Origin of the sequence: Asanoa siamensis (genome assembly GCF_016862555.1) — a bacterium.
Lineage (GTDB): Bacteria > Actinomycetota > Actinomycetes > Mycobacteriales > Micromonosporaceae > Asanoa > Asanoa siamensis.
Map to the genome: position 1 here is coordinate 1 of NZ_BONE01000137.1, position 12,680 is coordinate 12,680.

The 12,680-nt window shown below is 71.8% G+C and carries 11 protein-coding genes; 1 reads left to right on the forward strand and 10 read right to left on the reverse strand.

All coding sequences use genetic code 11. The annotated features are described in order from the left end of the window. Window positions 1–91 precede the first annotated feature (91 nt). The 4 genes from Asi02nite_RS39625 to Asi02nite_RS39640 form a co-directional block, all read right to left on the reverse strand. Entirely contained in the window at window positions 92–2,011 is a 1,920-nt protein-coding gene (locus Asi02nite_RS39625) for an elongation factor G (protein WP_203719200.1), read from the reverse strand. A 128-nt stretch (window positions 2,012–2,139) separates the two neighbouring features. Further along, window positions 2,140–2,472 (reverse strand): thioredoxin family protein, encoded by a 333-nt coding sequence (locus Asi02nite_RS39630; protein WP_203719201.1) that lies wholly within the window; start codon window positions 2,470–2,472, stop codon window positions 2,140–2,142. After that, window positions 2,451–2,834 carry a MerR family transcriptional regulator gene (locus tag Asi02nite_RS39635; protein WP_203719202.1) on the reverse strand — a complete coding sequence of 128 codons (384 nt, stop codon included), beginning with the start codon at window positions 2,832–2,834 and terminating at the stop codon, window positions 2,451–2,453. Before Asi02nite_RS39635 ends, Asi02nite_RS39630 begins: the two co-directional genes overlap by 22 nt. Window positions 2,835–2,875: 41 nt before the next feature. Beyond that, window positions 2,876–3,778, reverse strand: a complete 903-nt coding sequence (locus Asi02nite_RS39640) for a LysR family transcriptional regulator (protein ID WP_203719203.1) — start codon at window positions 3,776–3,778, stop codon at window positions 2,876–2,878. 72 nt (window positions 3,779–3,850) lie between these two features. Here Asi02nite_RS39640 and Asi02nite_RS39645 point away from each other — a divergent pair, with 72 nt between their 5' ends. Beyond that, on the forward strand, window positions 3,851–4,672 hold the full coding sequence (locus Asi02nite_RS39645; protein WP_203719204.1) for an SDR family NAD(P)-dependent oxidoreductase: 822 nt from the start codon (window positions 3,851–3,853) through the stop codon (window positions 4,670–4,672). A 46-nt stretch (window positions 4,673–4,718) separates the two neighbouring features. On the opposite strand, the gene araA is transcribed toward Asi02nite_RS39645, so the two are convergent. The 6 genes from araA to mmsA are packed head-to-tail and all read right to left on the reverse strand — an operon-like array spanning window position 4,719 to window position 12,455. After that, window positions 4,719–6,227, reverse strand: coding sequence for an L-arabinose isomerase (araA, locus tag Asi02nite_RS39650; RefSeq protein WP_373312437.1), 1,509 nt, complete (start codon window positions 6,225–6,227; stop codon window positions 4,719–4,721). Between the two features lie 14 nt (window positions 6,228–6,241). After that, a complete protein-coding gene (locus Asi02nite_RS39655; RefSeq protein WP_239127665.1) occupies window positions 6,242–6,916 on the reverse strand; it encodes an L-ribulose-5-phosphate 4-epimerase in 675 nt (224 codons plus the stop codon). Next, window positions 6,913–8,586 (reverse strand): ribulokinase, encoded by a 1,674-nt coding sequence (gene araB, locus Asi02nite_RS39660; RefSeq protein ID WP_203719206.1) that lies wholly within the window; start codon window positions 8,584–8,586, stop codon window positions 6,913–6,915. The genes Asi02nite_RS39655 and araB overlap by 4 nt, the downstream gene beginning before the upstream one ends. A gap of 2 nt (window positions 8,587–8,588) precedes the next feature. Beyond that, window positions 8,589–9,647, reverse strand: a complete 1,059-nt coding sequence (locus tag Asi02nite_RS39665; protein WP_239127667.1) for a LacI family DNA-binding transcriptional regulator — start codon at window positions 9,645–9,647, stop codon at window positions 8,589–8,591. Window positions 9,648–9,654: 7 nt separating this feature from the next. Continuing rightward, complete coding sequence (mmsB, locus tag Asi02nite_RS39670) at window positions 9,655–10,893, reverse strand: multiple monosaccharide ABC transporter permease (RefSeq protein ID WP_203719207.1); 1,239 nt, start codon at window positions 10,891–10,893, stop codon at window positions 9,655–9,657. Then, entirely contained in the window at window positions 10,890–12,455 is a 1,566-nt protein-coding gene (gene mmsA / locus Asi02nite_RS39675) for a multiple monosaccharide ABC transporter ATP-binding protein (RefSeq protein ID WP_203719208.1), read from the reverse strand. Before mmsA ends, mmsB begins: the two co-directional genes overlap by 4 nt. Window positions 12,456–12,680: the final 225 nt, after the last annotated feature.

Genomic DNA, 12,680 nt, shown 5'->3' on the forward strand with positions numbered 1-12,680 from the left:
CCCGCCGCGCCGTGGAGACGATCGAGGAGTGGCGGGGCTGAGGCACCCCGAGCCGGGCCGCGACCGCGCGTCGGTCGCGGCCCGCCCGCGCTCAGACCCGCCGCTGCACGTGCAGCAGGTACTCACGCCGGTCCAGCGGGTTGTGGTCGGTGCGCGGCCGTTCCGGCCACGGGCACGGTGCCGGGCGGTAGTGGTCGAAGGCGCTCTCCAGCACACCCTCGCCGCGGGTCAGGGACGGCAGCCTCGTCTCCACCTCGTGGACGCGGGCGGCCGGCAGATCGCCCTCGACCACCGCCGTGCCGCCGTGCGCGGTGGTGGCGGTCGGCAGCACGCCGAGCCTGCCCAGCGCCGGCAGGACCGGGCCGAGCAGGTCGGCGGGCAGGTCGAGGCGGAAGCGGTGCACGGGCTCGTGCACGACCGTACGGGCCTGCCGGAGCGCGGCCATCAGCACCAGCGGCGTGAGGTTGCGGAAGTCGCCGGCCGTACTCGACATGCTCTTGTCGAACGTGCCGTGCGCGTGGCTCTGCCGGGCGTAGTAGCCCGCGTGCGTCATCGTCACCACGCAGTCGATCACCTGCCAGCCGTGCGGGCCCGCGCGCAGCACCTCGTGCACCGTCTCCTCGACGGCCGCGAAGAACGCCGGCGGCATGGAGCCCAGCTCGACACCGAGCCGGAACGTGACGCCGGCACCCTCGGGGGCGGGCGCGACGCGCAACCCGACGGTGGCCAGGAACGGCGCCTCGTGCTTCAGCTCGTACGCGGCCCCCGTGCCCAGCACCCGTTCCACGCAGATGGTGGTGGACTCGCGGAAGCTGACCGCCAGCCCGTACGCGTCGGCCAGGGTCGCCTGGATGACCTCCTTCTGGACCTCGCCGTAGAGCGAGACGGAGGTCTCGTCGCGCAGGTCGTCGCGGCGCAGGTTGATCAGCGGGTCCTGCTCGGCGAGCTCGGCCAGCGCCGCGTGCAGGGCGCCGCCGTGCGCCGGGCTGTCCGGCACTACGACGGTCTCCAGCGAGGGCGGGGCGAACTGGCGGCCGGCGCCGTGCCGGGGCACGCCGATGTCGTCACCGATCCGCACCGCGGCCAGGCCGCGGAGCACGGCGATCCGGCCCGCCTCGACGGACGGCCGGGTCACCCGCGCGCCGTCCTCGAACACGTCGATCCCGGTGACGCGGCCGGCGGGAAGGCGGTCGCGGACGGCGAGGGTGCCGTCGAACATCCGGACGTAGGCCAGCTTCTCCCCGGCCGGGCCACGGTCGACCTTGAAGACGGTCCCGGACGGCGCGGCCGCCGGGTCGCCGCCCGCCGCCGGCAGCAGGTCGCGGATGCCGGCCATCAGCTCGGGTACGCCGGCGCCCGTGACCGCGGAGCCGGCGTACACGGGATGCACCCAGGTCGCGGCGGTCTGGGCCGCGAGCTCGGCGCGGAGCACGTCCGGCGCGACGCCGCCGTCCCGGACGAACGCGGCGAGGACCGCCTCGGACCTGTGCGCGAGCAGGTCAGCGAGGCCGGCCTCGCCCCGGGTGAAAGCGGTGCCCGGCGCGTTCATCGGCTGCGGCGTGAGGCCGAGCCGCGCGCCGAGGTCGCCGAGCAGGGCGTCCGGCCGGGCGCCGCGGCGGTCGACCTTGTTGAGGAAGACCAGCAGCGGGACGCCCAGCCGGCGCAGGGCGCGGGTCAGCACCCGGGTCTGCGGCTGGACGCCCTCGACGGCGGAGACGACGAGGACCGCGCCGTCGAGGACGGCGAGCACCCGCTCCACCTCGGCGATGAAGTCGGGGTGGCCGGGCGTGTCGATCAGGTTGACGGTGAGATCGTCGATCGGGAACGACACCACCGCGGACCTGATGGTGATGCCGCGCTGCCGTTCGAGGTCGAGCGCGTCGGTCCGGGTGGTGCCGGCGTCGACGCTGCCGACCTCGTCGATCACCCCGGCGGCGTGCAGGAGCCGCTCGGTGAGGCTGGTCTTACCGGCGTCGACGTGGGCGAGGATCCCGAGATTGAGCGTGCGCAAGGGCGATGTCCTTCGCGAAGGCGGAACGGGCCGACGGAACGAACACGCGAGCTGCACGCATCTCGGGGATCTCCTCTCGTGGTCTCGGGTTCCAGCTCACCAGCCCGCGGTGGGGGCCGGCAACCGATTTACAGATGCTCGGTGAGCAGGGTGCGCAACGCCGACTTGGGCCGCGCGCCGACGGTGGCGCTGACGAGCTCGCCACCACGGAAGATCAGGAGCGTAGGCAAGGACCGCACCTGGTACACCCGGCAGGTCGCGGGATTCTCGTCGGCGTCCAGCGTGGCCACGACCATCTTCCCGTCCAGTTCCTCGGCGAGCTCGGCGAGGCTGCGGGAGATGGCGTGGCAGGGCGGGCACCACTCCGCCCAGACGTCGACCACGATCGGCGTCGGCGACGCGAGCACCGCGGTCGCGAAGCTCTCGTCGGTGACGGTGACTAGCAGATCCTGCTGGAGCATGTGCTCTCCCGGCTCTCGATGGCGATGGTCAGCTGACCCCGGAGCCGCTCGCGCACCTCACGCATCCGCTCGATGCCGGCGTCCACCTCGGCGATCTTCCGCCGCAGCACGGCCACCGAGTCCGGACACACGTCCCCGGACGGATGCCCGGCCCGCAGGCAGTCGACGAAGGGCCGGATGTCGTCGAGCCCGAACCCGACGGCCAGCAGCGCCCGGATCTCCCGCACGACCCGCAGCTCGGCGTCGTCGTAGACCCGGTAGCCGTTGGCCGACCGCCCGGCCCGCAACAGCCCGTGCGTCTCGTAGTACCGCAGCGCCCGGGCACTCGTACCGGCCCGCTCGGCCAGCTCCCCGATCAGCATGAACCCGACGCTAGACCTTGCCACCGACGTCAAGGCAACAGTCAGCCCGCGGCAGTGAGGTCCGTGGCGCCGGCCAGGTCCGCGACCACGTCGACGAGGCGGCGCAGCGCGGGCGAGGTGTTGTCGCGCCGCCAGACCATCTCGGTCGGCATGACCTCGCCGGCCAGGGGCACGAAGACCACGCCGGTACGGCGCAGGCTGTGCGCCGACGCACCCAGCCGGGTGATGCCGACGCCGGCGGCGACCAGGCCGAGCAGCCCCTGCACGCTCGCGTCCGACGCGACGACGTCCGGCGTGAACCCGGCCCGCCGGAAGCTCTCGTCGAACGCCCGGTGCCACGGCTCCCACGAGTCGCGCGGCGTCATCACCCACCGCTCCCCCGCGAGGTCGGCCAGGTCCAGCGAGGCCCGGCCCGCCAGCGGGTGCCCGGCCGGCAGCACGGCGCAGACCTGCTCGGTGGCGATCGTCCGCTCGGCCAGCCCGGACACCAGCGGCGGCCGGGTGAACGCGACATCGAAGTCGCCGTCCCGGACGCCCTCGACCAGCCGCGCGATCGCGGTCTCGGCGGTGCTGACCCGCAGGTCGGGCAGCCGCTCCCGGACGGCCCGGACCACGGGTGGCAGCAGGTGGTTGGCGGTGCTGGCGAGGAACGCCAGGCGCAACTCGCCGCTCTCGCCGCGCACGGCGCGCCGGACGACGGCGACGGCGTCGTCGGCCCGGGCCAGCACGGCCCGCGCCTCGGGCAGGAACAATGTCCCGGTAGCGGTCAGCCTGGTGCCCCGGCTGTCACGGTCGAACAGTTTCGCACCGAGAATCCGTTCCAGCGCGTTGATCTGCTGCGACAACGACTGCTGCGTGATCATCAACCGGCCGGCGGCCCGGGTGAAGGAGGACTCCTCGGCGACGGCCACGAAGTACCGGAACTGCCGAAGATCTGGGGTCACAGCCTGAACCTACCGCTACGCCAGGTAACCGGTGTTGGCCGTCGCGAACCCGTCGACCGCAGGATCGGTCACATGCAGAACAGAGTTTGGTTGATCACCGGATGTTCCTCCGGCTTCGGCCGTGAGCTGGCCCTCGCGGCGGCCGCCGCCGGCGACCGCGTCATGGCCACGGCCCGCCGGCCCGAGACCCTGACCCCGCTCACCCGGCACGACGGCATCCGGGCGACCACATTGGACGTCACCGACCCGGACTCGATCCGGACCGCGGTAACCGAGACCCTCGACGCGTACGGCCGGATCGACGTCCTGGTCAACAACGCCGGCTCGCTGGTGCTGGGCGCGGTCGAGGAGTTCACGATGGCCGAGCTGCGCCAGCAGCTCGAGGTCGTCTTCTTCGGCGCCGCCGAGGTCACCAAGGCGGTCGTGCCACTCATGCGGGCGCAGGGCAGCGGGACGATCGTGCAGATGAGCTCGCTCGGCGGGCGGAAGACCTACCCGGCTTTCGGCGCCTACCACGCGGCCAAGTGGGCGCTGGAGGGCTTCTCCGAGACGCTCGCCGCGGAGGTCGCCCCGCACGGCGTCCACGTGCTGATCGTCGAGCCCGGCGCCTTCCGTACGGCGTTCAACGACAACAAGCACGTGACCCGGGAGCTGGCCGCCTACCGCGACACCGCGGGGGCCACCCGTCAGCTCACGGTGGACCTGACCGACGCGGAGCCCAACGACCCGGTCAAGGGCGCGGCGGCCATCCTGACGGCGGTGGACAGCCCCCACCCGCCGCTGCGGCTGCTGCTCGGCGGCGACGCGGTCGACGGCCTACGCGCGCACCACGAGGCGCTGCTGGCCGAGGTCACCGCGTGGGAGCAGCTCAGCCGCTCGACCGCGGTGGCCTGAGCGCGGACGCGGCCGGGACGACGCTTCGTCCCGGCCGCGTGCGGTGTCAGATCCCCTGTGCCAACCGGTGGTACGCCGCGCTCCAGCGCAGCTCCTTGGCCAGGCCGCGGCGGGTCGTGTCGGCGTCGATGTGGACCAGTTCGATGCCCAGGTGCTCGGCGATGACGCCGACCTCGTCGGCCGTCACCGCGGTCGAGAGCACCGTGTGGTGCGGGCCGCCCGCCGTCAGCCAGCCCTCCGTCGCCGTCGAGAAGTCGGGGCGCGGGGTCCAGACCGCCCGGGCCACCGGCAGGTTCGGCAGCGGCTCGTCCGGCTCGACCAGGTCGATGTCGTTGGCCACCCAGCGGAACCGGTCGCCCAGGTCCGACCAGCCGACCACCACGCCGGGGCCGGTGGTGGCGTTGAAGACCAGCCGCGCCGGATCCGCGCGGCCGCCGATGCCGAGCGGGTGCACCTCCACTCGCGGCTGCTCACCGGCGATCGTCGGGCAGACCTCGAGCATGTGCGCGCCGAGGATCTTCGGGGTGTCCGAAGCCAAATGGTAGGTGTAGTCCTCCATGAAGGACGTGCCACCGGGCAGGCCGTGGCCGACCACCTTCAGGACCCGCAGCAGCGCCGAGGTCTTCCAGTCGCCCTCGCCGCCGAAGCCGTAGCCGTCGGCCATCAGCCGCTGCACCGCGAGGCCGGGGAGCTGGCGCAGCCCGCCCAGGTCCTCGAAGTTCGTGGTGAACGCCCGCATCCCGCCCGTAGCCAGGAACTCCCGCAGGCCCGCCTCGATCCGCGCCTGGTAGCGCACGCTCTCGTGCCGGTCACCGCCGGGCCGCAGGTCGTCCGCCAGCGCGTAGAGGTCCAGATATTCCGACACCAACGCGTCGATCGACGCGTCCGACACACCGTCCACGACCGACACCAGGTCGTTGACGCCCCACGTCGAGACCGAGACGCCGACCCGGAGCTGGGCCTCGACCTTGTCGCCCTCGGTCACCGCGACGTCGCGCATGTTGTCGCCGAACCGGGCCAGTCGAAGCGAGCGCGCCTCGGCCACACCCGTCGCCGCCCGCGCCCACGAGCCGATCCGCGCCGCCACCGCCGGGTCGCTGACGTGGCCCGCCACCGTGGTCCGCGGCACCCGCAACCGGGTCAGCGCGAACCCGAACTCCCGGTCGCCATGCGCCGCCTGGTTGAGGTTCATGAAGTCCATGTCGATCGTCGCCCACGGCAGGGCGGCGTCGGCCTGGGTGTGCAGGTGCAGCAGCGGCTTGCGCAGCGCGTCCAGGCCCGCGATCCACATCTTGGCCGGCGAGAACGTGTGCATCCAGGTGATCACACCGACGACCGACGGCGTCGAGTTGACGCGGCCGATCACCTCTCGAATGGCGTCGGAGCTGGTCAGCACCGGCTGCCAGATCACCCGGACCGGCACCGCCGAGGAGGTGGCGAGCGCGGCGGCCACCCGCTGGGACTGTTCGGCCACCTGCGCGAGCGTGTCCTCGCCGTACAGGCCCTGGCTGCCGGTCAGGAACCACACTTCCTTGCCGGCATAGGGGTCGTCGATCACGATGTGTCCTTTCAGCGCTGCCCGTAGACGTTCTGGTACCGCTCGTAGAGCGAGTCGATCGCGGCCTGCTCGATCGGGATCGGCTCGCCCAGCTGCCGGGAGAGGTGCACCGTGCGGGCCACGTCCTCGCACATCACGGCCGCCTTGACGGCCGACCGGGCGCTGTCGCCGATGGTGAAGACACCGTGGTTGCGCATCAGCACGGCCGGCGAGCGCTGGCCGGCCAGCGTCGCGACGATGCCCTGCCCGATCGAGTCGTCGCCGATCAGGGCGAACGGGCCGACCGGGATCGGGCCGCCGAACTCGTCGGCCATCGCCGTGATCACGCAGGGGATCGCCTCGCCGCGGGCGGACCAGGCGGTGGCGTACGGGCTGTGCGTGTGCACGACACCGTTCACGGCAGGCATGTGCCGGTAGACGTACGCGTGCGCGGCGGTGTCGCTGGACGGCTTGCGGACGCCGTCGACGACGTTGCCGTCCAGGTCGCACACGGTGATGCCGGCCCAGTCCAGCTCGTCGTACGAGACGCCGCTGCCCTTGATGACGAACAGGTCCTCGCCCGGCACCCGCTCGGAGACGTTGCCGGAGGTCCAGGCGACGAGCGCGTAGCGGACGAGCTCTCCGTGCAGGGCGGCCACGTGGGCGCGCCGCTCCTGGTGCAGACCACGCTGGGTGGGAATGGTCACGCGTCCTCCTTCGACGTCGAGCCGGTCACCGCGGTGCGGCGGATGTCGCGCAGCCGGTGCAGCACGTCGTTGCCACCGCGGCCGAAGTGGTCGTGCAGCAGCGTGTACTCCGCGAACAGCGCGTCGTAGGCGGCGGCCCGCTCCTCGTCCGGCACGTACACCGCGCGGCGCACCTTGCCCATCGCGGCCGCGGCGGCGTGCACGTCCGGGTACGCCCCGGCGGCCACCGCGGCGTGGATGGCGGAGCCCAGGGCCGGGCCCTGCTCCGAGCCGATCACCGACAGCGGGCGGCGGCAGACGTCGGCGTACATCTGCATCAGGAACGCGTTGCGCAGCAGCCCACCGGCGACGACGAGCTCGGCGACGGCGACGCCGTTGCGCTCGAACGCCTCGACGATCGTCCGGGTGCCGAACGCGGTCGCCTCCAGCAGCGCGCGGTAGACGTCCTCGGCCCGGGTCGCCAGCGTCGTGCCGACGAGCACGCCGGACAGCTCGTGGTCGACCAGCACCGAGCGGTTGCCGCCGTGCCAGTCGAGCGCGACGAGACCGTGCTGCCCGACCGCCTGCTCGGCCGCGAGCGAGGTCAGGTAGTCGTGCACGGTGACGCCCCGCCGGGTCGCCTCTTCCACATAGGACGGCGGCACGAAGTTGTCGACGTGCCAGGCGAAGATGTCGCCGACGCCGCTCTGGCCCGCCTCGTAGCCGTACAGGCCCGGCACGATCCCGCCGTCGACGACACCGCACATGCCGGGCACCTCGCCCAGCGTGTCGCTGTTCATCACGTGGCAGGTCGAGGTGCCCATCACCATCAGCATCTGGCCGGGCTGGGTCGCCTGGGCGGCGGGCGCCGTGACGTGCGCGTCCACATTGCCCACACACACGGCGATGCCCTCGGGCAGCCCGGTCCACGAAGCGGCCTCGGCGGACAGCCCGCCGGCCAAAGCGCCGAGCTGGCCGATCTCGTGCTCCAGCTTGTCGGTCACGAACGACGCGAAGCCGGGGTTGAGCGCGGCCAGATATTCCGGCGACGGATAGGAACCGTCCTGGTAGATGCCCTTGTAGCCGGCCGTGCAGGCGTTGCGCAGGTAGCGACCGCAGAGCTGCCAGACGATCCAGTCGGCCGCCTCGACCCACCGCTCCGTCGCCGCGTACACCTCGGGATCTTCCTCGAGCACCTGCAGCGCCTTGGCGAACTCCCACTCACTGGAGATCCGGCCGCCGTAGCGCGCCAGCCAGGTCTCACCCCGGAGAGCGGCCAACTCGTTGATGCGGTCGGCATGCGGCTGCGCCGAATGATGCTTCCAGAGCTTCGGGTACGCGTGTGGCCGCTCGCGCCACTCGTCCAGTGCGGACAGTGGCGTCCCGTCGGCCAGCGTCGGCAGCACCGTGCAGGCGGTGAAGTCGGTGCCGATGCCGATCACCTCGGCCGGGTCGACGCCGCTGGCTGCCACGGCCGCCGGCACCGCCGTGCGCAGCACCGCGAGCCAGTCGCCCGGCATCTGCAGCGCCCAGTCGGGCGGGAGCTTCGCGCCGGTCGCGGGCAGCCGGTCCTCGACGACGGCGTGCTCGTAGGCGTGGACCGCGCTGCCCAGCTCGGCACCGTCGGACACCCGGACGACCACCGCCCGGCCCGACAGCGTGCCGAAATCGACCCCAACGACGTACGTCATGCTCACCCTTCCCCGCGGCCCCCGCCGCGAGCTGGCGGCGCGGTGGTTCCCCGCACCAGCAACTGCGGCGCGACCGGTCGCGGCCGCGCCTGTTCACCGCCGAGCAGCCCGAGCACGAGCTGCATGCCCCGCCGGCCCAGCTCGACGAAGTCCTGCCGGATCGTGGTCAGCGGCGGGATCGAGTACGGCGCCTCGGGCACGTTGTCGAACCCCACGACGCTGACGTCCTCGGGCACCCGCAGGCCCGCCTCGTGGAACGCGTTGAGCAGCCCGAAGGCCATCTGGTCGTTGGCGACGAACACCGCCGTCACCCGCTCACCACCGCGCCGGCGGGCGACCAGCTCGCGGCCGGCGGCGTGCCCGGAGGCCGGCCACCAGTCGCCGTGCAGCACCGACGGCAGCGGCGCCCCGGCCGCTTCGAGCTCGGCCCGCCAGCGCCGTTCGCGCAGCGCGGCCTCGATCGACCCGGCCGGCCCGCTGACGTGGTGCACGGTGTGGTGGCCGAGGTCGAGCAGGTGCCGGGTGGCCAGCGCGGCGCCCGCCTCCTGGTCGACCCAGACCGCCGGCCCGAGCCCGTCGGCCGTGGCCCGCACCGTGATCAGCGGCACCGGGGTCTGCACCTGGCGCAGCGCCCGCACCGCGTCGTCGTAGGTGCTCAGCGCGATGATCGCGTCGAGTGACTGCGCGGCCAGCCGGTCGATCGCCTCCGTGATCGAGCGGGCGCCGAAGTCGTCGAGCACCGACACCGAGAGGAAGTAGCCCGCCTCCCGGGCGGCCCGCTCGAGCCCGACCATCGTCTGGGCCGGGCCGTACTGGCTGATGTTGCCGGTGACGAGGCCGATGGTCCGGGTGGAGCCGGTGGCCAGGGCCCGGGCCGCCCCGTTGGGGCGGTACCCGAGCTCCTCGATCGCCGCCAGGACCCGTGCGCGGGTGGCCACGGCCACGTTGGGGTGCTCGTTGATCACCCGCGACACGGTCTGGTGCGACACGCCCGCGCGGGCGGCGACGTCCGACATGGCCAGCGGCCGGGTCGGCGCGGCGTCCGCGGTGGGAGTGTCCATCGTGGGCTCAGCGGTTGCCGACGCGGCGCTTGTTGTAGATGTCGAACGCGACGGCGAACAGCAGCACCAGGCCCTTGATGACGGACTGCACGGACTGGTCGATGCCCATGAGCTGCATGCCGTTGCTCATCACGGCCATGATCAGACCACCGACCATCGCGCCGACCACGGTGCCGACGCCGCCCGCGACGGCCGCGCCGCCGATGAACGCCGCCGCGATCGCGTCGAGCTCGAACATGTTGCCGGCCGCCGGCTGGGCGCCGTTGGAGCGCGACGAGTAGATGACGCCCGCCAGGCCCGCGAGGAAGCCCATGTTGACGAACATCCAGAAGTTGACCTGCTTGACCTTGACGCCGGAGAGCTGCGCCGCGGACAGGTTGCCGCCGATCGCGTACACCTGCCGGCCGAACACCGTGCGACGGGTGACCATGCCGTAGATGAGCACCAGCACCGCGAGGATGATCAGCACGATCGGCAGGCCGCGGGCGTGGGCGAGCTGCCAGGCGAAGTACATGACGACCGCGCCGACCAGCAGGACCCGCAGCACGAACAGCGGGAACGACTCGACCGACTGCTGGTAGTTGATGCGGGCGGTCCGGGTGCGGTAGCCGCTGATCGCGAAGCCGGCCACGGCGATGCCGCCGATCAGCAGCGTGAACGCGTCGTAGCCCTGCCCGCCGATGAGGCCGTTGAGGAAGCCGTTGGCGACCTTCTGATATTCGGCCGGGAACGGCGAGAGCGAGATGTTGTCGAGCACCTGCAGCGTCAGGCCGCGGAAGAGCAGCATGCCGGCGAGCGTCACGATGAACGCGGGCATCCCGATGTACGCGACCCAGAAGCCGTGCCAGGCACCGACCGCGAGGCCGACCGCCAGCGCGGCGACGACGCCGACCCACCAGGGCAGGCCCTGCTGGATCACGAGGACCGCGGAGACGGCGCCCGTCAGCGCCACCACCGAGCCGACCGAGAGGTCGATGTGGCCACCGATGATCAGGATGACCATGCCGATGGCCAGGACGAGGATGTACGAGTACTGCAGGACGATGTTCGTGATGTTGCCCGGGCTCAGCGAGACGCCGTCGGTCAGGATCGCGAACAGGCCCACGATGACGACGAAGGCGACGTAGATGCCGCTCTGCCGCAGGTTGCGCATGAGCAGCGTACGCGGGTCGCTGGTCCCGGTGTGCAGGGCGGCGGCGGACGCGCCACCGGACTCCTGCGTCTCGGGGGGCTTGGTGGCGGTCATCCGGCGAGCTCCTTCTCCTTGGTCATGAGCGCCATGAGGCTTTCCTGGGTGGCCTCGCGCACCGGGAGCTCCCCGGTGATGCGGCCGGCCGAGAGGGTGTAGACGCGGTCACACATGCCGAGCAGCTCGGGCAGCTCGGACGAGATGACGATGACCGCCTTGCCCTGGGCCACCAGCTTGTTGATGATCGTGTAGATCTCGAACTTGGCACCGACGTCGATGCCCCGGGTCGGCTCGTCCAGGATCAGCACGTCGGGGTCGGCGAACAACCACTTCGACAGCACGACCTTCTGCTGGTTGCCGCCCGAGAGCGTGCCGACGGTCGCCATCACGGTCGAGGTCTTGATGTTCATGTCGCGCCGGCTCTGCTCGGCGACCTTGACCTCCTCGTTGCCGTTGACCCAGCCACCGCGGGACAGCTTGCCCAGAGCGGCGGCGGAGATGTTGCGGCAGACGTCGGCGATCAGGTTGAGGCCGTAGCGCTTGCGGTCCTCGGTGGCGTACGCGATGCCGTTGCCGATCGCCTCGGCGACCGTGCGGGCGCGTACCTCCTTGCCGCGCATGAAGATCCTGCCACTGATGTCGCGACCGTACGAGCGGCCGAAGACGCTCATCGCGAGCTCGGTGCGGCCGGCGCCCATCAGTCCCGCGATGCCGACCACCTCGCCGGCGCGCACGTTGAGCGCGGCGCCGTCGACGACCTTGCGGTCCTGGGTCGGGTGCCAGACGGTCCAGTCCTCGATCCGGAGGACCTCCTCGCCCGGCGTCGACTCGCGGTCGGGGTAGAAGCTGTCGATGTCGCGACCGACCATGCCGCGGATGATCCGGGCCTGTGTCGCGTTCTGCGACGGAGTATCGAGGGCCGCGTCCTTCGACTTCATCTCGATCGTCTCGACGGTGCGGCCGTCGCGGATGACCGTCGTCGAGTCGGCGATCGCGGTGATCTCGTTGAGCTTGTGCGAGATCATGATGCAGGTGATGCCGCGGTCGCGCAGGCGGCGCAGCAGGTCGAGCAGGTGGGCCGAGTCGACGTCGTTGAGCGCGGCGGTCGGCTCGTCCAGGATGAGCAGCTTGACCTCTTTGGACAGTGCCTTGGCGATCTCGACGAGCTGCTGCTTGCCGACGCCGAGCGTGATCACCGGCGCGACCGGGTTCTCGTCGAGGCCGACCTCGGCGAGCAGCTTGGCGGCCTCGGCGTTGGCCAGGTTCCAGTCGATCAGACCGCCGCGGCCGCGCTTCTCGTTGCCGAGGAAGATGTTCTCCGCGATCGACAGGTAGGGCACCAGCGCCAGTTCCTGGTGGATGATGACGACGCCCTGGGCCTCGCTGTCGCGGATGCCGCCGAACCGCACCGGCTGGCCGTCGAAGACGATCTCGCCGGTGTAGGAGCCGTGCGGGTAGACCCCGGAGAGCACCTTCATCAGGGTCGACTTGCCCGCGCCGTTCTCGCCGCAGATCGCGTGGATCTCGCCACGCCGGACGGTGATCGTGACGTCCTCGAGCGCCTTCACACCAGGGAACGTCTTGGTGATGCCACGCATCTCCAGCAGCACGTCGGTCATCCGCCCTCCTTCGCGGTCAGGGGTCGTACGTGCGTAGGGGTGGGTGCGGGCCCGGTGCCCCCGCAGGGTGGGTTCACCGGGCCCGCACTCCGGTCACTTGGCCTGGCCGGCCTTGACCTCGTCAGCCGTCCAGTAGCCCGAGTCGATCAGGGACTTCTGGATGTCGTCCTTGTAGACCGTCTCGACGGGCAGCAGGTACGACGGCACGACCTTGACACCGTTGTT